Here is a 23,793-nt window from a genome sequence, read left to right on the forward strand (position 1 = left end):
TTTCATCTTGTGCATTGCACCATTAAATCATGTCAAAACTCTGCCCTTCGATCGCCAAAAATTCTCGCGTTAAGGCTGCAACAGATTGATACAGATGCATATCAGGGATCAAATCTATTGCATCGCACAACTCGTCATACCAAGGGCGAATATGGTCATTAAAAAATATGCGCTGATTCGTTAAATTGGATATCTCTACATCATCACCAGCAATCAGGTAGCGCATCACCTCACACAACGCTGCAATATGGTCTTCCGTCTCGGTAACCTCATCAGCTGATTCAAGCCCAAAAGCATCCAAAGCACGGCGTACCTCAACCAAGGGCTTCTCATTTAAATGCCCAGCCATATAGAAGGAACCGTTAAGAATAATATTGGGGCGGCCTACGCTGATGAAGTTGCGATCAAATTCCTCGTGCCAAGCATGGGCTGGATTGCTTTTGGCGAGCTCTACAACGTCAGCCCACACTTTAGCCAAAGGTGCATCATCCGCTTGCCCCTCTTGTCCATCTGGTATGGATGCGGCAATTTGATCCAACAATTCCTGATCGGGCGGCTGATGAAAAAATCTGGCAATCAACCCGTACAAGTCCGCACGAGCCAAATCCTCTGGCAAACCCTCATCACCCACTGTTGTTACTGCACTCTGCTTTGTTTGCTCACTCATAATTCTTTATTCACCATATCGACAACACGGCAGTCGCCGCACATCTTTAGTCTGTCCAGCGCAGCGCCAGCAAACGCCCCGTGCGTGCCTAACTTAGCCAACATTAAATCCACCATTTTGGAAGTGCCAAAAACCTTGCCGCAACTAATGCAGTGAAAAGGCTTGGTCTCATTCAGCTCCACCTTCTGCTTGCGTTGCTCAACCGTGAGCAATCGTGGGGACAAGGTTAAGGCTTGCTCGGGACAAGTTTGAACGCAGATGCCGCATTGAACACACTGCTTCTCAATAAATGACAACTTTGGCTCATCCAAATTATCGAGCAAAGCCCCCTCAGGACAACTACCCACGCAGGACATGCAAAGCGTGCAGGCATCCTTATTGATGGCGAGGCCACCTAAGAATGATGATTTTGGTAATGCCACGCCTTCTACAGGTAGAGTTGCCTTAGCCTGCTTTTGCAAGTGCTCTAAAACAGCTTCAATCGTTTCGCGTTTTTGATTACCTAAACCAAAGCTTGCGGGAGTGCAGATTGCAGACAACGCACCCCTTTGACGCAATTTACCCATGGCTGAGGACGCCACAGCAATATCATCCGCAGAATCAAGTTGAATCAAGGAAATTCTCGCATCAAATCCGTAGGCTGCCAAAATAGCATTTCCCAAGGCGCTTTGTGTTGCAAGCGCTTCGCGATAAGCAGGATCCTCATCGCCAGTCAGCAACAAAATCACCTCCCCAAAACCATATGCCAAAGCGCCAAGCCAGAGATCTAAACCAGTAGAGGCAATGTGCTCAATACCGTATGGCAGAACGAAGGAAGGAAGGCCTTCAACGCGCTTTGAGTTAAGGTGAGCAGCACGACCAAGCGCATCAATGAGTTGAGTGCCAGCTTTCAGGTTATGCAATAACAAAGTAGGAGCCACAGATTGCTTGAGTTTCGCACTCTCAACACCAAAAACCGAAGCAAGCATTTTGATTTCTTTGCCTTGGTGCGACACGCTAGGGTAGTTGTAACGCATAGCACCAGATGGACAAACACTTGAACACGCACCGCAACCCATGCACAAATTGGGATTTACTTCGACTGTGCCTTGCCCATTTTTAAATACAGAGTGAATAGCACCTGTTGAACAAACATCGATACAAGCATTACATCCAACTTTGCCATTGCGTCCATGGGCGCATACTTTTTCGTTGTAGGCAAAGTACTTCGGCTTTTCAAATTCGCCGACCAGCCCAAGTAGTTGATTGACTACTAAAGCCTGATCAAAGGGATCCCTTCCTGGCGCGAAGTACCCTTGCGGGGTTTGGCTCATACGCATCTGCGGATTGGCTCGCAAATCCATAATCAAATCAAATTCTGCATTACGTTTTCGCTCAGCGCGATCAAAGTTAATGGCGCCAATACTAGCGCAAGCCGTCACACACTCACGATGGGATTTACACTGCTCCAGATTAATCTGGAAGGAGTCATCAATTGCGCCTGACGGACAAACCTCGACACAAGCGCCGCAACGGGTGCACATTTCAGGATCAATTGGATTTTGCAAATCCCAATCAACCGTAAAGTGTCCGAGATAACCTTCCAACTTTGTAACGTTACCCGTATAGATAGGAAAATTTCTCGCGATAGGTAAAGTGCTGGGCTCAGTGCAAAGCACTGAGACATCCAAAGAGTCGCTAAGCTTTTCAGCCCAAGGCAAGGCTTGGTTGCCTGGACCCACAATTAATAAACGGCCCTGACTCTCATAATTCACTACTGAAACAGGTTCTGCTTCTGGCATATCGGCCAGGGCGAGCAAAGCAGCAATTTTAGGACCCGATGATTTTGCCTCTTGAGTCCACCCCGCCACTTCGCGAATATTGACAAAACGTAATGGTGCAATCAGAGGCTTTTCTGATTGCGCAGCTAACTCACCAAATAGCGCACTCTCCTGGGTGCAAGCAATCACGATAGAGTCGCTACCTTCAAACACCTTGAGTACGGAGCCAACTTCCTGCCTGCACAAAGAGGTGTGCATTGAAACACCCAATCCTTTTGCATCCAAGGGCATAGTTCCATTGCAATTACAGATTAATTTTTGGCTCATGAAAATCTTCTTAACTGGTCTTCTTATCAATAGGGGCTGGATCCATGTCCCCAACCTCCCCTTTAGAAGTTGGATGTGTGGATGTTAAATCAGCTTGTTCTAATGTAGGCGAAGTTGGTTGATTTGACTCAGAGGATGGAGTTAAGGCAGTCTCTGACGCTTGGACATCCTCGCTAACGTCCTTGCGGAAGATATTGAGCATATCTGATTGCACCATACGCTTGAGCATATCCATAGGAATAGGATCAGGCTTTGAATAATCATCAATATAGATATCTAGGCCATCCATCACATTGAAATGGGGATCTGAAAACATCTTTTTCATTGCTGCCTGCTGAACCGCAGGATCAACACCTGGCTTCATAAAGGCAGAGAAGTCTGGAGCCAATCGATCAATCTTTTCAACATCTTCTAAAGTCAGCAGTGGAAGATCTGAGCTCTCGGGAGGCACCCCCTGAGGCTCTAACTGACCCAGAGACTCGGGGTGAGTAATGTTGACCGATTTTGCTTCGGGCTCAATTTGCTCACCAGCCTTGCGGCGTGACCAGCGACTTAAGAAACCCCCAGCCATTAATTCTCCGCTGGGCGATTGGCGCCCTTAAAGGATTCGGGACGATGACGTTTTTTGGGTTCTGGGCGGTAATGCTCGTTCACAAATTCCTGCAGCCAAGATGCATGCTCCGCCGTTAAAGGAATGCTATCTACCGATTCACCACCATCTAAGAGACGCCCAGCCTCGTTATAACTCACACTAATGCGATGCGGCACAGCCATAGTGGATTCCGATTTGGCCAGCTCGATCGATTGCGCATCAATATATCGCCCCACATCCTCCTCCAAGCGCCACATCACAAACCAACAAGGCTGTGTGGCTGAGAGATTCAGATAATAACCTTCGGCCTCATCCGGAAAGAGACTGAGTTCATAACCAGTAAATAACCAAGACTCCCCTTGATCATCACGGCCTAAAAACTGTCCCAAGATTTTATTTTGAGCGCTCGATTCCGAAGAAAATTGTCCAAAATCAGGTAATACTTCTTGGGGCACCCATCGAAACGAGACCCATGGGTTATCAATATTTTGCTTACGCATCAGGACTGCAAAGCGCATACGATCTCAGGTGTTTTGAACAACAATGTTGGGAAACTTACTGCTCATGTCTTTTGAAAGCGTGGCAACTTTAATGGCCACCTGCCTAGCAATCGTTTTGTAGATCGCACTAATAGCGCCATCTGGATCAGCAACCACAGTGGGGCGACCCGCATCGGCCTGTTCACGAATCGATAAATTCAAAGGTAAGGAACCCAAGAAGTCGGCGCCATACTCCTGGCACATTTTCTGCCCCCCGCCCATACCAAACACATGCTCTTCATGACCACAGTTTGGACAGACGTAGGTGCTCATATTTTCAATAATGCCAACGATAGGAACGCCGACCTTTTCAAACATCTTGAGACCCTTGCGCGCATCAAGCAAAGCAATGTCTTGAGGGGTAGTCACAATAACTGCACCTGTCACTGGTACTTTTTGGGCTAACGTTAACTGAATATCTCCTGTACCTGGCGGCATATCGACAATTAAATAATCCAGATCTCGCCATCGGGTTTGCCGTAATAACTGCTCTAGAGCAGAGGTAACCATCGGGCCACGCCAAACCATCGGCGCATCGTCATCAATTAAAAAACCAATTGAGCTTGCCTGAAGGCCATAACCTTCCATCGGCTCAATCGTATTTTCTTCAATTGACTCTGGTCTTCCGGTGATACCGAGCATCATTGGCTGACTTGGGCCATAAATATCAGCATCCAACATCCCCACTTGCGCACCCTCTGCAGCTAAGGCTAAGGCAAGATTTACTGCTGTGGTGGACTTACCAACACCCCCCTTACCACTGGCGACCGCAATAATATTTTTAACGCCCGGCAACAACTTCACACCGCGTTGAACCGCGTGAGCAACAATCTGACTGCTGACATTAACACTGACATTTTTTACATCAGGCAACTCTCGCAGAATAGCAATCACTGATTTTCGAATGGAATCAAACTGGCTCTTTGCTGGATATCCCAAAACAATATCAAGACTAATATCTCCGCCATCGACCTTTAAATTTTTGACAGCTTTAGAGCTGACAAAATCCATCTTCGAATTAGGATCAATAAGGCCTTTCAGGGCTGCTTGAACGACTTCTACAGTAACCGCCACTACACTCTCCTAAAAATGATGCTCCTTTGTGGGAAGCGTCAATAAGCTGCATTAGTACTCATTGAATAGTGGGTAGATTAACCGCACATGCAAAAAATTGCTTAAAGCTAGATTGACTGATCCAGTCAGGCCACTTAAAAAAGGAGAAGGCTGAGGTAGTAAACAGCCATAGACATCAAAGCAGTTGCTGGAATCGTGAAGATCCAAGCCCAAACAATGTTTCCAGCGACACCCCAACGAACGGCACTAGCGCGCTGTGTAGAGCCAACCCCAACAATAGCCCCAGTGATGGTGTGGGTAGTAGATACAGGAACACCCAGCGCTGTTGCCGCAAATAAAGTAATTGCCCCACCAGTCTCGGCACAAAATCCACCCACTGGCTTTAGCTTAGTCAGCTTCTGTCCCATAGTTTTTACAATGCGCCAACCACCAAACATGGTGCCCATCGCAATAGCGATATAACAGCTGATAATGGTCCAAGTGGGAGGCATGCTTGCGCCCGCTTCTGCATAGCCAGTGATGATCAACAAAAGCCAAATAATGCCGATTGTCTTTTGCGCATCATTACCACCGTGACCCAAACTGTAGGCGCTCGCAGAAACCAATTGAAGACGTCTAAACCAACGATCTGTTTTAGCTAAATTGGCATTACGACAAACCCAAGCCACAAGCAGCATCATTAGCGATCCGAGCAAGAAGCCAACAAAGGGCGAGATAAAAATAAAGGAAACGGTTTTAATAATCCCAGACCAGACCAAGCCATCAACACCTGCTTTAGGAAGAGCGGCGCCAACCAAGCCACCAATCAACGCATGGGAAGAGCTGGAGGGGATTCCGTAATACCAAGTAATCACATTCCAAACGATCGCGCCAATGAGGGCACCAAAGATGACATGCAAGTCAACGGCTGCGGGATGAACGATTCCCTTGCCTACGGTTGCGGCTACACTCAAATGAAAGATAAAGATCGCGAGAAAATTAAAGAAAGCGGCAAAGATAACAGCCTGTTGGGGCTTGAGAACCCCAGTAGAAACTACGGTAGCAATAGAGTTAGCAGCATCATGAAATCCATTCATGAAATCAAATGCCAAAGCTAACGCTACTAAAAGCGCCACCACCCAAAATGCGACTTCTATAGAGGCCAACTTATTTAACCTTAAGAATTTTCAAGAACGATGCCTTCAACCAAATTGGCAACGTCTTCACATTTATCGGTAACTTCCTCGAGCAACTCGTAAATACGTTGCAATTTAATCAGCTCGCGCACTTCAATTTCCTCGCGGAATAATTTGGTGATTGCTGTTGACAGAAGACGATCCGCGCCAGACTCCAAATGGTCAATCTCATCACATGTCTTCAGAGCTGCTTTTGCAACCTCAGGATCGGAAATATCTTTGAGCATGCCTACTGCGTTTCTCATACCAATGCAGCATTGATTGCACAACTCGGCCATATGCAACATCTCATCCGTCATTTGCTTGACGTTATACAAATGCATAGCTTCTGTACCGTTTTGAATCAAATCCGCAACATCATCCATGGTGTTAATCAAGGAGAAAATCTGATCGCGATCAATTGGAGTGATGAATGTCTTATGTAGCCTGCGGTGAACTTCCTTCACTACATCGTCGCAAGTGTGTTCAGCGCGATCAATATCCTGGGTATATTTCGCACGCAATGCGTCATCGTTGTAATGCTCAATGAATTTGAGGAATGATTCTGAGGCTGCAACGATATTCTCGGCATGCTCATTGAACAAGGCGAAAAAATTACCATCGTGAGGCATTAACTTACTGAAGAACATAAATCACGATCCTTTGTGGACAGAAACTGCAGAATTTACTAAGTTAGGCGACATTCTAAACAATGCTTTAAGCGGAAACAGGAAAGCCAGCGTCTGTAATGAGTTGGGCGGCCTGCTCCTTTGACAGGGAGGTTTCAAGTTGTACTACCTGGGTGGCCAGATCTGCCTGCACTTTAGCCTGAGGATCCTCGGCCTGAATGGCTCGAGTCACCGCATTGATACATCCCCCACAGGTCATTCCAGAGACTTTAAGATCAAACATAACACCCCCTTTAAACTCTAATGTACTAGCCCTAAAGCTAATAAAACCCCATCGTTGAGGCCCTTGCTGTAGATTATCTTCCATATGAACCCCAAAGAACCGACAAATTCTCAGTTTTTCACCCTCGATATTGGCGGCATGACCTGTGCCTCTTGTGTGGGGCGGGTAGAAAAGGCTTTAGACAACATTCCCGGGGTGGAAGCGGCTACCGTCAATCTGGCAACAGAGCAAGCTCGCATCAGAGTCAAGCAAGACTCCCCAACGACACTTGAAGACATCATCAAACAAGTCAACAAAACAGGTTATGAGGCCAAGGAAAGCTCTCCCCATGGCCATTCCAAGGTAGCAAGCACCAAATCATTTTGGGCGCCAGATGGGTTGGGCCGAGTCCTGCTTAGCTTTGCCCTATCCGCCCCGCTTGTCATCCCTATGTTTTTCATGCCCTTTGGTGTTCATTGGTCCTTATCTGGTTGGTGGCAATTGGCGCTGGCCACGCCAGTGCAATTGATTCTGGGTTGGCGCTTTTACAGGGCCGGCTTCAAAGCTCTCATGGCTGGAGCTGGCAATATGGACCTTCTTGTTGCGCTAGGCACTAGCGCCGCCTATGGACTGAGCCTTTATTTACTACTCAGCTCAAGCCATGCTCATGAACTGTATTTTGAAGGCTCTTCGGTCATTATTTGCATGGTCTTGCTGGGCAAGTGGCTCGAGGCTCGAGCCAAACGGCAAACCAGTGAAGCTATTCGCGCCCTCCAAAAGCTCTGGCCAGAGCGCGCCAAGGTTTTAGATGCTGATGTGTCTATTGACAACGGCGCTACACCAAACCAATATCGAGATCTCCCCTTGGATCAAGTCCTTCCAGGCGACAGAGTGTTAGTACTACCAGGGGAGCGCATTCCAGTTGATGGTCTCATTCTGATGGGTGCTAGTCATGTGGATGAATCTCTACTCACCGGTGAAAGCGATCCAGTCAAAAAGGGCTTGGACTCTAAAGTCATTGGCGGAGCCTTGAACGGTGAAGGAGTCATTGTGGTGGCCGCTAAGGCAGTTGGCGTGGAAAGCGTGCTTTCACAAATCATTAATTTAGTGGAAGAGGCGCAAACCCAAAAAGCACCGATTCAAAAACTTGTAGACCAAGTAAGTGCGATTTTTGTACCCACGGTAATTTTGCTAGCCATTGCCACTGGTATCGGCAATTGGCTTTACTTCGATTCAACTGCCATTGCGATATTGCGTGCCGTCTCCGTTCTTGTCATTGCCTGCCCGTGCGCGCTAGGACTAGCAACCCCAGCAGCGATCATGGCAGGAACCGGAGTAGCTGCTCGTTTCGGCATCCTGATTAAAGATCCACAAGTATTAGAACTTGCGCATCGCTTAGATATTGTTGCCTTTGATAAAACAGGCACCCTAACCATTGGCAAACCTCGCTTACTTGCGCTAATCCCTTTCGATGCATCGCCAGCATCACTGGATGATGTATTAGCAACTGTAGCAGGCCTGCAGTTAGGAAGTGAACATCCTTTGGCAAAAGCCCTAATTGATTCAGCCAAACAAAAAAATATCAACCCTATTGCAACTAGCGCAAACAAAGCTTTACCCGGAATAGGGATTGAAGGCATTCCCAACAGTGGTCCTTTTGCAGGACAAGCAATCCGACTGCAAAGTGTGGCATCTCTAGAGCAGCATGCCCAATACTCCCTTATTCTAGAAAAAGCCCAGCGCTGTTTTGAGCAAGGTCAGACTGTTTCGATACTCGTAGATGCACACTCCACTCCTATTGCGGTGATTGCTTTTGGTGATGAACTCAAAACCAATGCCAAAGCAGCAATAGATTCATTGCATGCGCTTGCTATTCGGACCGTGATGTTGTCGGGAGATAATTTGGCAGCAGCAACCCGCGTAGGAAAATCCATTGGTATTGACGATGTCTTCGCACAAATCATGCCAAGCAATAAAGCCGAGATCATCCAAAAGCTGCAAGGCGCAGATCGGGGAATGAAACACTACGTAGCCATGGTCGGAGATGGTGTTAATGACGCTCCTGCACTAGCGATCGCTGATGTAGGCATGGCGATGTCTACCGGAACCGATGTTGCAATGCAGGCTGCAGGCATTACCTTAATGCGTGGCGATCCTACATTGGTTGCAGATGCAATTGATATCTCCAAGAAAACGTGGAATAAGATTCGTCAGAATTTATTTTGGGCCTTTGCATTTAATACGATCGGCATTCCAATGGCGGCACTTGGATATTTATCCCCAATGCTGGCGGGAAGCGCAATGGCACTTTCTAGCTTCTGCGTTTTAAGTAATGCGCTTTTATTAAAAAGTTGGCGCCCAAGACATTAAATGCCTTACTTCTGACTCTTGCGAATCAACTCAATATCGCCATAAATGGCGCGCGTTTCAGATTTAGTGTTGTCAGTATCAGTCAACAAAGCAATTCCAATGACATTACCTGGAGTCTCACCATAAGCCAACTTATAGTCTGCTGCTAAATCACGCTCATGCTTGCGCCACTCACCCAGATTATCCCAACCTGAATCCACCACAATCATCTTAACGCGTGATGTGTGCGCATTATTCAGCAAGGTATTAACGGGGTTCTTGCCCGACCAGATATACATCACGGTAGCGTAAGGCATCTCTTGACCGCTAATGAGGTTTGCCATTTCAAAAGTTAACTTTTCCTTTAAGGGTAGCTTTGTTTTATTTCCATCAAATGCCACCAAGACTCGCAATGGCGCATCGTCATGCTGGCTCTCTGAGTTATCTGCTTGCGGTATTGCGCCAACAGCTTTCCACTCCCACTGTAGCCAAAGATTTTGTGCCGAACGCGGACGAAGTTTTACAGCAAGTCCCGAGGCGGAAGTTTTAGAGTTGGCAGCCAGAACGGTACGCCCTTGATAATTTTCTAGGCGATAAACCGTATTTTTCTTGTAGGGTGCAATGCGATAAAAGTGCCATCCTTGTGGCATGCCATCACGCGGCTTTTCAGCGGAAAATTTTGGTAACTCCTCTTGGGCGGGTAATTGATCCGCATTGAATGCTTGTCCAGCCTCATTTTCAATCGAGTTACCAGTAAATCCTGCGCACCCGAGCAAAATCAATGCCGTTGCCGCAACACCCAAATGCAGGAAAATTCTTTTAGCCATAAGCACATTGTCCCAAACAATGGAGGGACTGAGTCTAAAATCTCTTCATGCGCCATCTATCACCCTCAAGCTGGGCCGTCATCACTGTTAGCATCGCTGCCGTGGTGCATTTAGCTCTTGGCTTCTCAATCGAATTTTCGGTAGATGAAGCGCATTACGCACTATACGCAAAGCATCTGGCTTTAAGCTATTTTGATCACCCACCTCTGGTTGGTTGGGTTCAGTGGCCCCTAGTTAGCCTGACTAGCTCCGAAGGCATGATTCGCCTGATTCCAGAGCTACTGTGGATTATTTCCGCATATTTGGTTTACCTAGTGACCCTTGAGATTCATCACCTCATGCAGGGGCGTAACGCAGGATATTTAACAACCACTCTCCCCTCAGCAAATTTATGCGGTCTCATGGCAATACTAGCCATTACGGTAGCGCCACTGCCGCATGTACTGGCAATCGGGCTTTTGCCAGACACTCTGCTAACCCCCCTGAGTCTTGGCTTAATGCTCATGGCCTTGAAATGGCTTTGTCGAGATACCTTCTCCCTTGGCGACTGGATTGCTACCGGCTTACTCCTTGGCCTCGCAGGTCTTAGCAAATACACCGCCGCCTTCACCGCCTTTGCGCTCATGCTAGTGCTTCTGAGCACCCCCAAAAAATCCTGGATTCGTCAATTAGGATTTTGGTTGGCAATGCTGATTGCATTGCTAGTCATTAGCCCCGTGCTCTATTGGAATTGGGTTAATGAGTGGATCTCATTTAAATATCAGTTAGCGCATGGCAGTGGTGGCACTTGGGCATGGCGCAGAGTAGCCGCCTTTCTTGGTATTCAAATTGCGTGCTTTGGACCCCTCTTAATTATCGGCGGGTTCATCTATCTCAAGAATTGCCTCCACACCAATAAATTGAGCCTGTTGGCCTTACTTAGTTTCTTTGTTATTCCATTTGTCATCTTCGCAAGCCTCTCCGGAGGAGGCAGCCTTCCTCACTGGACAACGCCCGCCTGGTTCTGCATGGCTCCATTTGCAGGCATCGGCCTAGCTAAGGCCTGGAATATGCAACATCGCCTGGCCATTCGTATTCTTATCATTGCACAATTGATCATTTGTATTTTGGGTTTTGGCTTTGTACTCTCCGGAGGGATTAACACTGCCGCAGTGAAATCCAACCCTATCGCCGACCTCTATGGCTGGAAAGCAGCCGGCCAAAAAGCAGCCCAGCTTGCTATCGCTACCAAGGCAGATGGAATTGCCGTGCAAAACTGGACCTTAGGCAGCAGAGCAGCCTGGTATGCAAGTCCGCTACCCGTATTTGTAATGGATCAACGTCAGGATCAATTTGACCTCTGGTTTGGCCAGCTTCCACAAGGATCGAGCGTCATTTTGATGAATTGGTCCGGCATGCCATTTCAGGCCCCGGTTGGCGGAAAGCATGCCTTTGAGCGTTGCGAACCCCTCGATAGCCTTGAAATAGTCCGATTTGGGCAAGTTTTATCCAAATTCGACTTTAATCTGTGTCGCAACTGGCAAGATTCTGGCGCAGCCCACTAATTCCCTAAATTCAAGACCTTAGACGCTCAAGGCATTATCCTTACGCCTATGAGTTCACACGCTAAATCCACCTCAAAACCCATACCCAGGTGGAAGGTAGTTCTAAAACGCGCCTGGCCAACAATTCGCATTCTGCTATCTATCGGCTTACTTTGGAAAGCAACTAGCGGAATTGATTGGCATGCGCTACTAGACTCCCAAATCCAAATGCAACCTTGGTGGTTCTTAGCTGCACTCCTGTCTATGCTGAGCGCTTTTATCTGTGGGGGCATACGCTGGGGATTCTTGATGCGTAAGGTGGGATTCCAAGCAAGTCTCAAAAACTTTATCGCGCTTTATCTTGCGGGTGGCCTCATTAACCAAGGTCTCCCGAGCACCCTCGGTGGCGACAGTTATCGCGCCATCACTGCGACGCACTTAAATAGTAGCGGCAATCTTGTCGAAGAAAAACAATTGGATGAAGAGCTGCACCAATCGGTTGATCTAGAGCATGCCACCCCTAAACTGCGCCTGAGTTTCTCTATGGTTCTGGTCGATCGCCTATTAGGCTTGGCAGGCAATAATTTATTAGGCGGCATTGGCCTGGTTCTTGGTGGCGCAACCTTAGCAGTTTGGGGCAAAGATTTAGGTTACGCAGTAACTGGTGTGATGGTTTTTGCAGGTCTACTAATTGCCTTCATTCTTGCTTGGGGGCCTACCTGCAATCTTTTGCAAAAACTCCTCAATAGATTACAAATGAATGATGCTTTACCAGGCATCAAACTGGCTTTTTCTTGGCCAATGAATATCGCGCAAGCTGTTTTTGCAATCGGCATTCATCTACTAACCATCCTAACGCTACTGTTCTGCCTAAAAGCATACGGCGTAGATGCCCCAATCGAGGGGTTAATGATTGGGTTGCCTGCGCTGAGCTTATTGCTCATGCTGCCCATCAGCATATCTGGCTGGGGCTTGCGTGAAGCCACCCTATCTTCAGTGCTCGCTTTATGGGGTGTGAATCCATCCATCACTGTTCTAGCATCAATTAGTTACGGCGCCATTACTGTCATCTCAGTATTACCAGGCGCTTACCTTTTATTAAAACGGAAATAATTTTTTTAAAGTTCTCCTATGAGTATTAGCGTCAATACCATGCGTGCCATAGACCATTGGGTCGGCGTACCACTATGTGCAGTAGCGAGCCCTTTTGTCGCCCTCATTGATGGTGTAAAAAATATCTTTGGTCGAGGTGCTGGCACCCCAGAAAAACTCCTCTTCATTGAGTTATCGGAAATGGGTAGCGCTATTTTGGTCGACCCAGCAATGCGCAATGCGCAAGCTCGCGGTGCAGAGTTATTTTTTCTGATTTTTAAAAGCAATCGCGCCAGCTTAACTTTGCTTAACACCGTTAAACCTGAAAATATTTTCACGATTGACTCTTCAAGTCTTGGCGGCTTAATTAAAGACACTCTCAAGTTTTTAGTTCTTGCGCGCAAGCATCGCATTGATACAGTCATCGACTTGGAATTGTTCTCTCGCTTTACCGCTCTCCTTACCGGTCTTTGTGGGGCAAGGCGTCGCGTTGGATATCACATCTTCCATGGTGAAGGCTTATGGCGTGGATTTATGTTGACGCGCAAGGTTCACTACAACCCGCATATCCATATCACCAAAAACTTTTTATCCTTAATTCATGCTGCTTTTGCGAAAGACATTGAGGTGCCTTTTAGCAAAATTCATATCGCCGATTCAGAGGTGCGCTTAGAGCAGGCAAAGATTGATCCTGTGGCAGTTAGCAAAGTCCGCGAGCGCATTGAAAAGCTCGCAACTGGGGCGGGAATTACTTTTAACCAAGGTAAACAACGGCTGATTTTGGTAAATCCGAATGCTAGCGATCTGCTGCCCCAGCGTCGGTGGGCACAGCAACGCTTCTCAGAATTAATCCAAGCTTTAAATCAACGCTATCCAAATGATTTGATTCTGATTACGGGTTCACCAGCAGAATTTGACTATGTTGAAAAAGTTCGTGTTGTAGCTAATGTTAAAAATGCGTTGAACTTTGCAGGGCAAGTCAGCTTTGCAGAATTACCACCGCTTTACACCCTATCCGATGTCATGGTGACAAATGACTCTGGGCCAGGCCACTTCTCGGCAGTGACCCCTTTGAGAACGGTGGTGTTGTTTGGACCAGAAACACCCGCCCTGTATGGCTCTATCGGAAGATCTATCGCCATTACAGCTAATCTGGCCTGCTCGCCTTGCGTGAGTGCAGCCAATCATCGCAAAACGCCATGCCATGACAATGTTTGCATGCAAGCAATTACTGTGGCCCAGGTGTTGGAAAAGATGGCGCATCAACTTAACGAAGCCGATCAAGAGAAGGCACGTTAAGCCTGATGGTTCAAGGGCGTAACTCTTTCGCTGAAAGAATCTCTCTCGGGGTTTGGTTGATCCCCCTCATTCCACTGGGTCTGGCTGTCGCTATTTATTTCGGAGGATGGCAAACTCCTACGTTTTTATGGATTAATCGCTATACCCAAAATTTGCCAGATACTTTGTGGGCATGGCTAACTTTTTTGGGAAATGGTTGGGGGATTTTTGCCCTATGCTTTCCCTTATTGCTTCTCGCCCCAAGATTGTTTTGCTCAGGGTTGATCGCAGCCTCTATTGGCGGAATTCTGAGTCAAATCGTGAAGCCCTTCTTAGCCCTTCCGCGACCCGCCGCTGTTTTACCCTTAGAAGATTTTTATCGCATTGGCGAACCGCTACTAAATAGAGCTATGCCATCTGGTCACACCTTGACTGCTTTTGCGGTTGCGGCCGGCCTTTACTTTGCGAGCGATAAAGAAAAGCGCTCCTCCATGTGGTGGGTATTTATATTGGCATTGCTCGCAGGAATCTCGCGCAATGCTCTGGGTGCCCATTGGCTTACAGATGTGTTGGCTGGCTGCGCGATTGGTTTATGGTCAGGCATGCTTGGTGCTATTCTTGCAAGTTATATTCCAGAGACTCAGTTGGCAGCAAATAAAACGATTCCACGCGTATTGTCACTTGGTGGAATTGGAACAATCTACACGCTACTGACACAAACCCTAGATTCAGATTTAAATCAATCCTTGCAATATGCCTGTGTCGCCCTAGTGAGCATTACCCTCATCTTTTTTATTAAAGCGCAAAAGGTAAGGGCTGACTAAATATGTTTAGTTATCGCCATGCTTTCCATGCTGGTAGTCATGCAGACATCCTCAAGCATCTCACTCTCATCCATCTAGTAGAGTACCTTCAAGAAAAACCGGTGGCGCTCACTATGGTAGATACCCATGCTGGCGCAGGAATTTATAGCCTCACCGATGGTTTTGCAACAGTGAGTAAAGAAGCTGATAACGGCATCTATCGCCTTGCAAAGTATGCCGCTGAATATCCAGTTAGCGCCGGTATCGAGAATTACCTCAGTCACATCCAAGCAGAAAATATCGATGGAGAGATCCATGCCTACCCGGGCTCACCATTTATTTTGGCTCGCTTACTCAGGCCACAGGATCGTCTCAAGTTATTTGAGCTACACCCTAAAGAAATTGATATCTTGCGACACAATATCGGCGAACTAAAACAAGCTAAGCAAATCGATATTTACAAAGAAGATAGTTTTACTAGGCTCAAGGGTCTGCTACCCCCGCCGAGTAGACGTGGACTGGTGTTGATTGACCCCTCGTACGAGGATAAACAAGACTATCGCTATCTTGAAACCGCTATCGAAGAAGCCATGCAACGCTTCCCGACGGGATGCTATGCCATCTGGTATCCGGTTCTCTCCAGAAGAGAATCCGCCGCATTACCTGATCGCATGAAAAAGATTGCTGCTAGCCATAAGCGTTCTTGGCTGCATACAGAGTTACGCGTAGAAAACGCCCCCAAAGAGCGGCGCCTTCAAGCAAGTGGTATGTTCATCATCAACCCACCATGGACTTTAGAAAAACAATTGGCGGAAAGTTTACCGATTCTGATCAAGGCCTTGAGCCAAGGTCATGGTGCACAATTTTTACTCAAGAGCTTTGAGGCTTAAATCTTAAATGCTAAAACTCAGAAAGCCTTAATCACGCACCCGAATCATCACCTCGTTGCGGCGCATAAATGGGAGCGTCCAAGGCGGGTTATAACGAGCAAATTGCGCTGAGCCAATAGCCTGCCAATTCTTTGACTGAATCCAGGCCTCAAGCAAGCGCGTTTTTTCAAGAACCTTCTCCTCGTTATAAAAGCCAGAGAAAGTAATGACTGCCCTCTTCTCAGCAGGAACTTCCCTAATTTTCACTTGCGTGTTTAAAGGTTTAGGTAGGGTTTCGAGGGTAAATTCAGATGGCATGACAAACGATACAGTCCATTGACTTCCAGCGCCGCCCTCAAATGCATTCGCTTCAATGCTGACGGGGGCAGTCATTGCAATCTTGGCGCTTTTTCGCTCCGCGCCTGACTCGATAACCACTGGAGCAGTCATTGCTATTTTTTCACTAACCTGATTTTGACCAAAAATATATCCAGCAATAAGACGAAAACCTTGATTGGAGGCACTATCTAAATCGCCATTCACCGTAACCTCAGCCAAGATCTGCGGAGCATAGGCACGCAGCTCAAACGGCTCTGATTTTTCTAACAGAGAAAATCTAGGTTCTTCAGTAGCCATGACTCCACTCGCAAATAAAACAACCGCTAGAAAGAAAAATCTCTTTAAGAGGGATGCTTGGGCCGTGAATACCTTACCAGGAGGCATGAATATTAAAACCCGCAGCATCATACTGAATCTGGGCTTGCGCGCCTACCGGCAAAGTGAGCTTCTCAGCATGATGTCCAAAAGGCAAGCCAGTCAAGATGGGAATATGGCTTGGAAGACGCTTGCGTATTGCATCAATAGCGCTATCTAAGCTATAACCTCGATCGTTATCGTAGAGACGATAAGCTGAAAATCCACCCAAAAGAATTGCGCCTTGATTGGTTAGAACTCCCGCATCAAGCAACTGCATCAACATACGCTCAATGCGATAAGGATGCTCATTAACATCCTCTAAGAACAAAATACCGCCTCTGGTTTTTTCCTGACTTGGCAAATATGGCGTTCCCACCAAACCTGCCAACACAGTCAGGTTGCCTCCCCAAAGCATTCCCGTTACTTGGCCTTTTGCTTGCTTGAGATACTGCTGAGGGACCTCAATTGCACATTGCACTTGACGCTCAGTAATCGCCTTTTGGAAATGCTTCCACATGAAAGTATTTGGCTCAACGCCCTTATCCTGCTCGCCTTGGCAGGCGAAGTCATAATTGAGCATGGGGCCTGCAAGTGTAATAGCCCCTGTTTTAGCAAGGAGGCCTAGCTCAAATGCGGTGAAATCACTATGCCCACAAATTTGCAAACCATTTTGAATGGCCCTAGCAATTCCAGCCCAATCAATATCAGCCAGCAAACGATGCAAGCCATATCCGCCACGCATTGCCACTACGACCGCATCAGATGGGAGATTGGCAAGTTGATTGATTTCAGCGAGGCGCTGGGCATCTGTACCGGCAAAACGCTGATCTACTCGAGTAACGCAATCGGTATTGAACACTTCAACACCTTGCTGCTTTAGCCAATCAATGCCAGCCTTGGGGCTACTTAAGTCTAAGCTTGCCCCCGATGGAGCAATCAAATGAATTTTCTTCAACGCCGCTCCTTAAAAAATTGCTTGAGCACATGACCACACTCCTCACTCAGAATGCCACCCTCGACTTGAGTCTGGTGGTTAATCTGTTTTTCTGAGAATACATTAAGAACACTGCCAGCAGCGCCCGTTTTAGGATCACTCGCACCAAATACTACCCGGTCCACCCTGGCATGCAACATAGCGCCAGCGCACATCGTACAAGGCTCTAAGGTGACATAGAGAGTTGTGCCAGGCAGGCGATAATTGGATGCATCCTGCGCTGCGGCACGTAAGGCGAGCATCTCAGCATGAGCACTGGGATCGCTAGTGGTAATAGGTTTATTAAACCCTGTTGAAATCACCCGACCATCTCTAACTAGCACTGCCCCAACAGGAACCTCACCAGCAGCGGCGGCAAGCTTGGCCTGCTCTAAGGCTTGCTGCATAAACTGTTGATCAAGCTCAGCTTGCATAATTAGATTATTAAGTCACTATGAATGCGAAACATCTGCCCAACAATTGGGAGTTTCATAAAGTCGAATTGAGGACAACTTCAGTCGACCATCAAATGCCTTTTCAAATACGGGCTGCAGCAATCCAAATGCAGCACTGGCTAGATTTTCAACAGTAGGCACATGATCCATCACCACCGTCTTGTGGTCAGGAATGGATTTCAAATACTCAACCAAACCAACATCTTCTTTAGCCACTAAAAATGCATGATCCCAGGGCTGAACAACATACTGATTAGTGAGGCGCTTGATATCGCCAAAATCCAAGACCATGCCATCATCAGCCTTTCCGGGATGATCGGCCACCACACCAGTCAGCGTGACCTCAATAGCATAGCGATGACCATGCAAATGACGGCACTGGCCATCGTGATTCGGAATGCGATGACCAGAGTCAAATTCAAGTCTACGTGTGATGGATATCGCTTCTTGCTTAGTGGTCATTTTCTTTTTCTAAAATCTCTCAAAATCGCTAATCGCTAGCTCTAGCGGATACCAATTATCTTATGAGTCTGCACACTCAATCGCCATAAAGGCCTCTTTTGACACAAACGAACTGCTAATGCCATATTTTCCTGCAAGTTAGGGCCATCCATCGGCTGCAAGAAACGATTGCGGTAATCCATTTTCTCAAAGCGAGCCAATAACGTCTCTATAGAAGTGTGTCCCACCTGAGGAATCACCACCTTGATTTCATCGGCCTGTAACACCACTAATTCAGAGCCTGCTTTGGGACTGACACATACCCAGTCAACGCCTTTCGGCACCTTGATAGTTCCATTGGTTTCAATCGCGATCATAAAACCCTTGGCATGTAATGCATCAATTAAAGCGACATCCAATTGAAGCAAAGGTTCGCCGCCGGTAAAGACAACATAGCGCTGCTGCGGTCCGGCAGAGGTGCTACACCACGCCTCCTCAATGACATCCGCAAGTTCAGAGGCGGCCTCAAATTTTCCTCCACCAGCTCCATCGCTACCCACAAAGTCTGTATCGCAAAATTGACAAATGGCGGTCGATCGATCTTCCTCGCGTCCACTCCATAGGTTGCAGCCAGCAAAGCGACAAAATACTGCAGCGCGGCCAGCGTGGGCGCCCTCACCCTGAAGGGTTGGGAAGAGTTCTTTTACGGTATACATAGCTAAGTACTGATTTTAAGCTGTTTGCTTACTTCCAGGACGCAAGCTCCCACTCTAGATAATCTTCCCAATATGCAGCATTCCAATAGACTCCGCTGGTAATGTAGCGGCCAAAGCCCCTACGGATAGTCCAGCGCCCAATTTCCGGGGAAAACCACATGTCCTCCTGGCGATAACTGGCCATACGGAAGATATCGTTACTCTGAAAGTAAGGGGCCTCGTTTTGGTACTTGAGAACCACAAACTGACCTGCTGGAACGGAAATCATCTCCCATTGCTGCGCAGACATACTCAAGCCCCAGTAGTAATTAGCATCGGGATATCCAGGCACCTGGTAATTGGTACGGTAAAAGCTAGACCACCCCGGGATCAATTGTTCTGGCCACAAAGGAATTGCCTGTTGAAACTTCTGAGGAGGACTCCAATGTGGATCCAGAATCACATAACCCCATGGACCCTGAATTTCATCTGGAAGCGGGCCTGCTTTAAGGCCGCTGCGCGCAATCCTGATTTGGGGACCGATTGATACTACCGTTTCAGTAACAATATCTACCAACTCTTGATTAAAGACATTGCGAACGTTGTAAACCCATTGTTGACCAACTTGCGGCGCTCTCACTTTCGGAGGGTTCATGGGCTGTGCTACAGGAATACCAGTCGGATAGGGTTGCGAAGAGATGCACCCCGTTAAGAGCGCTAATAGAAAGGGTAAAACCCAGTTTCTCAATAAATTCATTTGTATGAGCTGAGTTGCCACTGATAACTACCTTCACGAATCACTGCACCAATTTGCCCTTGAATCTGATATGAGCCAGAAGTCTCCCTAGCAACCCACCGACCAATTTCAGGTGCGAACCAAACAGTCTCTTTGCGAATGCAATCGACTTTATTGGCATCTTCATTTTCATAGTTAATTAAATTCTGAAAACGCAGAGCAATAAATTCACCAGCGGGAACGATAATCTTTTCCCACCCTTGAGCACTCATATATTGCTGCCAGTTCATTTTTCCGTCAGAGTAACCGGCTACGCTGTACTTGACAATAAACTGCTTAGCCCAGGTACTGGATAACTGCTCCGGCCACAAGGGCAAAGATGGACTGAAATTGAGCAAGCGCGGCCACTGTGGATCGGTGCTGACCATGCCCCATGAGGTCTGTATCTCGCTTGGGAGTTGTCTGCCATCAGTTGTAGAGCGCTCAATAGTAATTGTCGATCCCACATTAGCTACGCACTCATTGATAACATCCAACGTTTTGCCATCAAAAATATCTTTCTTAATGTAAGTCCATTCTTGACCAATCTTGGGAGGACGAATCGCCGGCAAAGGCTTAGGCTGAGAAACGGGTATACCGTGCTCATAAGAAAGACTGCCGCAAGCTATGGGTGCTAGCGCAGCAGATGCAATAAATGTTCGACGAGATAAGTTCATATCAGAATCCCAATGAATATGATGAGTTTATACATAGCCTAAAATTTTGGCTATTTTGTTGCGTGATATTGAGGACTTAGGAATTCCAGGCATTTCAAACCAAGTATGCGTCTGTTGATCAAATCCAATACCATGCATAAAGTTATAAATCGCCTTTTTGAGACCCACTCCAAGAGCATCATGATCTACACCAGTAGGATCAAAAAATGCGATATCGTTCTTGGCAAAAGTAATTTCAGGCAAGTTCACTAAAGTAATGCCATATGCCTGTGGATCCTGACCTACTGGCGAATGCACTGTACAAGTGAAGCGATGAAAGAACCCACTTTGGATACAGCCGTTTTCAAACAACTGGCGAACATACTCCAAAGCGTCTACCGTCTCTTGCACTGTCTGCGTAGGAAAACCATACATCAAGTAAGCATGCACCAAGATTCCCGCATCCGAAAATCCTTTAGTGACTTGTGCAACCTGCTCTACTGAGACCCCTTTTTTCATAAGATCTAGCAAACGATCAGAGGCCACCTCCAACCCACCAGACATGGCAATGCATCCACTCTGGGCTAGCAATTCACAAAGCTCAGGAGTAAAGGTTTTTTCAAAGCGAATGTTCCCCCACCATGAAATCATCACCTTGCGACGAATCAATTCCTGTGCCAGCGCCTTCAATATCTTGGGTGGAGCTGCCTCGTCCACAAAATGAAAGCCGGTTTGACCAGTCTCAGAAACAATCGATTCAATTCGATCGACCAATAAACTCGCTGAGGCAGTCTCATATCGTGAGATGTAATCGAGACTGACATCGCAGAAGCTACACTTTTTCCAATAGCAACCATGGGCAACAGTCAGCTTATTCCAGCGCCCATCACTCCAAAGACGATGCATAGGATTGAGCATATCCAATAAGGATAGATAAGAATCCAATGGCAGACCATCCCAGGTCGCTGTGCCGACATCTTCAAATGGAATATCTAATTCTGGCCAATTGATGTATTGAACTTGATTAGCATCATTTCGAGTAAAGGTGCGCACCAGCCTGTCAAAGGAGCGTTTCCCGCTCAAATACTCAATCAGGCAGAGCAATGGGCGCTCTCCAGAGTCTAGGGTAATGTAATCAACAAAATCAAAGATGCGGGGATCTTTGAGCTCACGCAACTCTGTATTGACATAACCACCCCCTAAACCAATTTTGACGTCTGGGTACTTTTCCTTAATGGTTTGGGCAATACGAAGTGCGGCATACACCGCTCCAGGAAATGGCACAGATAACAGCACCAAACTTGGCTGATGTTTTTCCATTGCAGCATGAGTCAGCCGTTGCAAATGCAAGTCCATTAGTGTGGGTTCAACCACTAATGCTTGCGCTAAGGGTGTAAATGTAGGCTGACTACTCGCCAAAGATTCTGCATAGCGGACGAACTCAAAACGATCATCTATCGCATCGCGCAAGACGTCCGATAAATCGTTGAGATACAGCGTCGCTAAATGCCGTGCCCTATCCTGCGAACCCAGCGCTCCAAAGGCCCAGGATAATGAATCGCCCGCCTCCTCTTCATCATAGGCCTCCAAAGAAGCGAACCTCGGACCCTCGGGTAAGAATGTCCGACTGTTAATGCGGTGACTTAAGGTGCTATCACGACCCTGAAGAAATCGAATGACTAGATCAATCGTGCCTTGATAATCTGAAAAATAATCGAGAAAGAAATTAACGCTGGAACTGCGCCTTTCCTCTGGAAGCTTCAAAGCTTCTGTATGAATTTCTTGCAAGCCCTTGGCGGTGAAGAACCCCAACACTAATGCAAGCGCAAGATCCTCTTGAACTGCATCAATACTGCGTGATCGTAAAAATCCTGTAAGGTAGGCCGTAGACGGATACGGCGTATTGAGCTGGGTCATTGGCGGAATGAGGCTTAAAACTTTCATACTCATTCACCCAAAGTGAAGGATACAAGCAAGGCTATTGCCCTACTTATTCCCACTCAATAGTAACGTAAGTATTTTCTTGTTTATTTTCAAACACTTACGACTCCCTAAGTAGTGACGTGTAACTTTTGTGCAAGTTACTTCGGCTTATACGTTTTTTGAAAAAATAAAAACGCTGTTCAGAATCAACATTTTACACTTTGGGCAGTTACACGGTGTGTAGGCACTCAAAAGTTAATGTCGCATCATAGCTGCACTTCAACCATTTAAGCTACATCTCATCAACCTGTGCAACGATGACGCTCGATTAACTTCAACGAACCAAAACCATGCGATTTTGACTCGTTTGGTGGAGTTTCGACAAGCACTAGTATTCACTAGTCAGCATCACAATCCACATACTTCCATCCCATACGCCATAGAGCGTAATACTGGCAAGTGGAAAGTCCGTGTACTCAACTTGCTGAAGTGCCAACTGATTGCCGTTGCCATCTTCGATCACGACCCTTGCACCTACACCCACCCGAGTTAGCTTTAGTACGGTGAAGCTCTCCTGTTCACCATGAACGCCAATCAAGTGCGAAGCATAAAGATCAAGCAGCCAAAAGCATTTAGCTTCATCGGCAAGGAACTTAACGCCGTCCGTAACAACTAGATTGCCGTTCGTTCTGTAATAGTGTTCCGAGCCAGTGAACTGACGCAGTGCTGTTTCAAGCTCGGTAAATGCATCGTTTGTCATGGTTGTGCCATCACCTGAGCGAGACGTTGTTGATAGTTTCTAAGTTTGAGTCGCAAAGCCGCCTCTTTTGCACGTTTTTGTGCCGCCTTAGCTTGTTGCTTCATTGCTGCCACATTCTGTTGTGCAGTGTTCGTAAATTCGATAGCTCGCATAGCAAGTCCTCCTTGTTTATTTATGGACATGGCAAGCTGACAGTTTTGACAGTGCCAGCTTGCACAGCTTTTCACTTAACAAACAAACTACGGATTTGCCCTGACACAGCCTCAATCTGAGTGTCCAGCTCTCCTGCTAGAACGGCAGCATTCACAGTTTCCAGTGCTTCGATCAATCCTGACGGACTAGTTACTTCGATTGCTGTTTTGCCTTTACTCAATTCGATGACTTTTGCACCATATCGAATGGCAATGCAGACCTTGCCGTTTTCGCCAACAAACCACCAAGGCTTGATGCGTTTTGGCTGTGTCACAACAACACGTTCACCGTCGGCGTTCGTGACAGTCTTCGTTCGTGTCGGAGCGTATGTGCCGCCTTCGCTTTGTGCAGTAGCAAGCTGGATTTGCTCAAAAAGCTTGCTGCTGAGTTTGTTGCGGCGATGTACAACAGGCGGTTGATTTGTGGGTTTTTTAGCTGCTACAAGTTTGAGTGATGCAAGCGTTGCCATTGTGTTTCCTTTC

Annotated in this window: 26 protein-coding genes; 6 read left to right on the forward strand and 20 right to left on the reverse strand. The window is 47.0% G+C overall.

The features are described from left to right. Window positions 1-22: 22 nt before the first annotated feature. The 8 genes from AOB49_RS06555 to AOB49_RS06590 form a co-directional block, all read right to left on the reverse strand. Window positions 23-667, reverse strand: coding sequence for a TorD/DmsD family molecular chaperone (locus AOB49_RS06555; RefSeq protein WP_062309126.1), 645 nt, complete (start codon window positions 665-667; stop codon window positions 23-25). Beyond that, a complete protein-coding gene (locus AOB49_RS06560; RefSeq protein ID WP_062309128.1) occupies window positions 664-2,754 on the reverse strand; it encodes a 4Fe-4S binding protein in 2,091 nt (696 codons plus the stop codon). The genes AOB49_RS06555 and AOB49_RS06560 overlap by 4 nt, the downstream gene beginning before the upstream one ends. Before the next feature lie 10 nt (window positions 2,755-2,764). Continuing rightward, window positions 2,765-3,325, reverse strand: coding sequence for a DUF3306 domain-containing protein (locus tag AOB49_RS06565; RefSeq protein WP_062309130.1), 561 nt, complete (start codon window positions 3,323-3,325; stop codon window positions 2,765-2,767). Continuing rightward, complete coding sequence (locus AOB49_RS06570) at window positions 3,325-3,846, reverse strand: DUF3305 domain-containing protein (protein WP_245640630.1); 522 nt, start codon at window positions 3,844-3,846, stop codon at window positions 3,325-3,327. The genes AOB49_RS06565 and AOB49_RS06570 overlap by 1 nt, the downstream gene beginning before the upstream one ends. A 24-nt stretch (window positions 3,847-3,870) precedes the next feature. After that, window positions 3,871-4,959, reverse strand: coding sequence for an iron-sulfur cluster carrier protein ApbC (gene apbC / locus AOB49_RS06575; RefSeq protein WP_062309133.1), 1,089 nt, complete (start codon window positions 4,957-4,959; stop codon window positions 3,871-3,873). A gap of 134 nt (window positions 4,960-5,093) precedes the next feature. Further along, entirely contained in the window at window positions 5,094-6,104 is a 1,011-nt protein-coding gene (locus AOB49_RS06580) for an inorganic phosphate transporter (protein WP_062309135.1), read from the reverse strand. Between the two features lie 11 nt (window positions 6,105-6,115). Beyond that, window positions 6,116-6,763: a DUF47 domain-containing protein gene (locus tag AOB49_RS06585; protein WP_062309137.1), complete on the reverse strand. Its 648-nt coding sequence runs from the start codon at window positions 6,761-6,763 to the stop codon at window positions 6,116-6,118. Between the two features lie 67 nt (window positions 6,764-6,830). After that, entirely contained in the window at window positions 6,831-7,025 is a 195-nt protein-coding gene (locus AOB49_RS06590) for a heavy-metal-associated domain-containing protein (RefSeq protein ID WP_062309392.1), read from the reverse strand. Window positions 7,026-7,109: 84 nt separating this feature from the next. Between AOB49_RS06590 and AOB49_RS06595 the strand changes: the two genes are divergently transcribed. After that, window positions 7,110-9,374 carry a heavy metal translocating P-type ATPase gene (locus AOB49_RS06595; protein WP_062309139.1) on the forward strand — a complete coding sequence of 755 codons (2,265 nt, stop codon included), beginning with the start codon at window positions 7,110-7,112 and terminating at the stop codon, window positions 9,372-9,374. Window positions 9,375-9,379: 5 nt separating this feature from the next. On the opposite strand, the gene AOB49_RS06600 is transcribed toward AOB49_RS06595, so the two are convergent. After that, entirely contained in the window at window positions 9,380-10,180 is an 801-nt protein-coding gene (locus AOB49_RS06600; protein WP_062309141.1) for a DUF3047 domain-containing protein, read from the reverse strand. Between the two features lie 47 nt (window positions 10,181-10,227). Here AOB49_RS06600 and AOB49_RS06605 point away from each other — a divergent pair, with 47 nt between their 5' ends. Genes AOB49_RS06605 through AOB49_RS06625 form a run of 5 tightly spaced genes read left to right on the forward strand, consistent with a single transcriptional unit; the run spans window position 10,228 to window position 15,766 of the window. Beyond that, entirely contained in the window at window positions 10,228-11,724 is a 1,497-nt protein-coding gene (locus AOB49_RS06605) for a glycosyltransferase family 39 protein (protein ID WP_062309143.1), read from the forward strand. 48 nt (window positions 11,725-11,772) lie between these two features. Next, window positions 11,773-12,816, forward strand: coding sequence for a lysylphosphatidylglycerol synthase transmembrane domain-containing protein (locus tag AOB49_RS06610; RefSeq protein WP_062309145.1), 1,044 nt, complete (start codon window positions 11,773-11,775; stop codon window positions 12,814-12,816). A gap of 18 nt (window positions 12,817-12,834) precedes the next feature. Then, entirely contained in the window at window positions 12,835-14,094 is a 1,260-nt protein-coding gene (locus tag AOB49_RS06615) for a glycosyltransferase family 9 protein (protein ID WP_062309146.1), read from the forward strand. Between the two features lie 5 nt (window positions 14,095-14,099). Further along, on the forward strand, window positions 14,100-14,897 hold the full coding sequence (locus AOB49_RS06620; protein WP_062309148.1) for a phosphatase PAP2 family protein: 798 nt from the start codon (window positions 14,100-14,102) through the stop codon (window positions 14,895-14,897). Window positions 14,898-14,899: 2 nt separating this feature from the next. Next, window positions 14,900-15,766: a 23S rRNA (adenine(2030)-N(6))-methyltransferase RlmJ gene (locus AOB49_RS06625; RefSeq protein WP_062309150.1), complete on the forward strand. Its 867-nt coding sequence runs from the start codon at window positions 14,900-14,902 to the stop codon at window positions 15,764-15,766. 27 nt (window positions 15,767-15,793) lie between these two features. Here AOB49_RS06625 and AOB49_RS06630 read toward each other — a convergent pair whose 3' ends face one another. The 11 genes from AOB49_RS06630 to AOB49_RS06675 all read right to left on the reverse strand — a co-directional run bounded on the left by AOB49_RS06630 (window position 15,794) and on the right by AOB49_RS06675 (window position 23,780). After that, window positions 15,794-16,381, reverse strand: coding sequence for an SOUL family heme-binding protein (locus AOB49_RS06630; RefSeq protein WP_062309393.1), 588 nt, complete (start codon window positions 16,379-16,381; stop codon window positions 15,794-15,796). Between the two features lie 73 nt (window positions 16,382-16,454). Then, on the reverse strand, window positions 16,455-17,396 hold the full coding sequence (locus AOB49_RS06635; RefSeq protein ID WP_062309151.1) for an LD-carboxypeptidase: 942 nt from the start codon (window positions 17,394-17,396) through the stop codon (window positions 16,455-16,457). Further along, window positions 17,393-17,848, reverse strand: a complete 456-nt coding sequence (tadA, locus tag AOB49_RS06640) for a tRNA adenosine(34) deaminase TadA (RefSeq protein ID WP_062309153.1) — start codon at window positions 17,846-17,848, stop codon at window positions 17,393-17,395. The genes AOB49_RS06635 and tadA overlap by 4 nt, the downstream gene beginning before the upstream one ends. A gap of 18 nt (window positions 17,849-17,866) precedes the next feature. Next, the gene (gene queD, locus AOB49_RS06645) at window positions 17,867-18,331 is read right to left on the reverse strand and encodes a 6-carboxytetrahydropterin synthase QueD (RefSeq protein ID WP_062309155.1); all 465 of its coding nucleotides are present in this window, start codon (window positions 18,329-18,331) and stop codon (window positions 17,867-17,869) included. A gap of 41 nt (window positions 18,332-18,372) precedes the next feature. Then, window positions 18,373-19,026 (reverse strand): 7-carboxy-7-deazaguanine synthase, encoded by a 654-nt coding sequence (gene queE / locus AOB49_RS06650; protein WP_062309156.1) that lies wholly within the window; start codon window positions 19,024-19,026, stop codon window positions 18,373-18,375. 28 nt (window positions 19,027-19,054) lie between these two features. Then, complete coding sequence (locus AOB49_RS06655; protein ID WP_245640631.1) at window positions 19,055-19,783, reverse strand: hypothetical protein; 729 nt, start codon at window positions 19,781-19,783, stop codon at window positions 19,055-19,057. After that, window positions 19,759-20,457 carry a hypothetical protein gene (locus tag AOB49_RS06660; RefSeq protein ID WP_062309158.1) on the reverse strand — a complete coding sequence of 233 codons (699 nt, stop codon included), beginning with the start codon at window positions 20,455-20,457 and terminating at the stop codon, window positions 19,759-19,761. The genes AOB49_RS06655 and AOB49_RS06660 overlap by 25 nt, the downstream gene beginning before the upstream one ends. Window positions 20,458-20,484: 27 nt before the next feature. After that, on the reverse strand, window positions 20,485-22,380 hold the full coding sequence (locus AOB49_RS06665) for a B12-binding domain-containing radical SAM protein (RefSeq protein ID WP_156471362.1): 1,896 nt from the start codon (window positions 22,378-22,380) through the stop codon (window positions 20,485-20,487). A gap of 367 nt (window positions 22,381-22,747) precedes the next feature. Further along, window positions 22,748-23,119 carry a DUF6876 family protein gene (locus tag AOB49_RS06670; RefSeq protein ID WP_062309160.1) on the reverse strand — a complete coding sequence of 124 codons (372 nt, stop codon included), beginning with the start codon at window positions 23,117-23,119 and terminating at the stop codon, window positions 22,748-22,750. After that, complete coding sequence (locus AOB49_RS12030; RefSeq protein WP_156471348.1) at window positions 23,116-23,271, reverse strand: hypothetical protein; 156 nt, start codon at window positions 23,269-23,271, stop codon at window positions 23,116-23,118. Before AOB49_RS12030 ends, AOB49_RS06670 begins: the two co-directional genes overlap by 4 nt. A gap of 71 nt (window positions 23,272-23,342) precedes the next feature. Next, complete coding sequence (locus tag AOB49_RS06675) at window positions 23,343-23,780, reverse strand: DUF6641 family protein (RefSeq protein ID WP_062309162.1); 438 nt, start codon at window positions 23,778-23,780, stop codon at window positions 23,343-23,345. Between the last annotated feature and the right edge of the window lie 13 nt (window positions 23,781-23,793).

This window comes from Polynucleobacter sinensis (genome assembly GCF_001595985.1).
GTDB lineage: Bacteria > Pseudomonadota > Gammaproteobacteria > Burkholderiales > Burkholderiaceae > Polynucleobacter > Polynucleobacter sinensis.

Excerpts from the sequence above, each read along its gene's own strand:
- AOB49_RS06625 (WP_062309150.1), top strand. The coding sequence starts at position 14,900 with ATGTTTAGTTATCGCCATGCTTTCCATGCTGGTAGTCATGCAGACATC.
- AOB49_RS06665 (WP_156471362.1), bottom strand. The coding sequence starts at position 22,380 with ATGAAAGTTTTAAGCCTCATTCCGCCAATGACCCAGCTCAATACGCCG.
- AOB49_RS06670 (WP_062309160.1), bottom strand. The coding sequence starts at position 23,119 with ATGACAAACGATGCATTTACCGAGCTTGAAACAGCACTGCGTCAGTTC.
- AOB49_RS06560 (WP_062309128.1), bottom strand. The coding sequence starts at position 2,754 with ATGAGCCAAAAATTAATCTGTAATTGCAATGGAACTATGCCCTTGGAT.
- AOB49_RS06585 (WP_062309137.1), bottom strand. The coding sequence starts at position 6,763 with ATGTTCTTCAGTAAGTTAATGCCTCACGATGGTAATTTTTTCGCCTTG.
- queD (WP_062309155.1), bottom strand. The coding sequence starts at position 18,331 with ATGACCACTAAGCAAGAAGCGATATCCATCACACGTAGACTTGAATTT.
- AOB49_RS06565 (WP_062309130.1), bottom strand. The coding sequence starts at position 3,325 with ATGGCTGGGGGTTTCTTAAGTCGCTGGTCACGCCGCAAGGCTGGTGAG.
- AOB49_RS06610 (WP_062309145.1), top strand. The coding sequence starts at position 11,773 with ATGAGTTCACACGCTAAATCCACCTCAAAACCCATACCCAGGTGGAAG.
- AOB49_RS06590 (WP_062309392.1), bottom strand. The coding sequence starts at position 7,025 with ATGTTTGATCTTAAAGTCTCTGGAATGACCTGTGGGGGATGTATCAAT.
- AOB49_RS06570 (WP_245640630.1), bottom strand. The coding sequence starts at position 3,846 with ATGCGTAAGCAAAATATTGATAACCCATGGGTCTCGTTTCGATGGGTG.
- queE (WP_062309156.1), bottom strand. The coding sequence starts at position 19,026 with ATGTATACCGTAAAAGAACTCTTCCCAACCCTTCAGGGTGAGGGCGCC.
- AOB49_RS06600 (WP_062309141.1), bottom strand. The coding sequence starts at position 10,180 with ATGGCTAAAAGAATTTTCCTGCATTTGGGTGTTGCGGCAACGGCATTG.
- AOB49_RS06660 (WP_062309158.1), bottom strand. The coding sequence starts at position 20,457 with ATGAACTTATCTCGTCGAACATTTATTGCATCTGCTGCGCTAGCACCC.
- tadA (WP_062309153.1), bottom strand. The coding sequence starts at position 17,848 with ATGCAAGCTGAGCTTGATCAACAGTTTATGCAGCAAGCCTTAGAGCAG.
- AOB49_RS06615 (WP_062309146.1), top strand. The coding sequence starts at position 12,835 with ATGAGTATTAGCGTCAATACCATGCGTGCCATAGACCATTGGGTCGGC.
- AOB49_RS06675 (WP_062309162.1), bottom strand. The coding sequence starts at position 23,780 with ATGGCAACGCTTGCATCACTCAAACTTGTAGCAGCTAAAAAACCCACA.
- AOB49_RS06605 (WP_062309143.1), top strand. The coding sequence starts at position 10,228 with ATGCGCCATCTATCACCCTCAAGCTGGGCCGTCATCACTGTTAGCATC.
- AOB49_RS06555 (WP_062309126.1), bottom strand. The coding sequence starts at position 667 with ATGAGTGAGCAAACAAAGCAGAGTGCAGTAACAACAGTGGGTGATGAG.
- AOB49_RS06620 (WP_062309148.1), top strand. The coding sequence starts at position 14,100 with ATGGTTCAAGGGCGTAACTCTTTCGCTGAAAGAATCTCTCTCGGGGTT.
- AOB49_RS12030 (WP_156471348.1), bottom strand. The coding sequence starts at position 23,271 with ATGCGAGCTATCGAATTTACGAACACTGCACAACAGAATGTGGCAGCA.
- AOB49_RS06630 (WP_062309393.1), bottom strand. The coding sequence starts at position 16,381 with ATGGCTACTGAAGAACCTAGATTTTCTCTGTTAGAAAAATCAGAGCCG.
- AOB49_RS06595 (WP_062309139.1), top strand. The coding sequence starts at position 7,110 with ATGAACCCCAAAGAACCGACAAATTCTCAGTTTTTCACCCTCGATATT.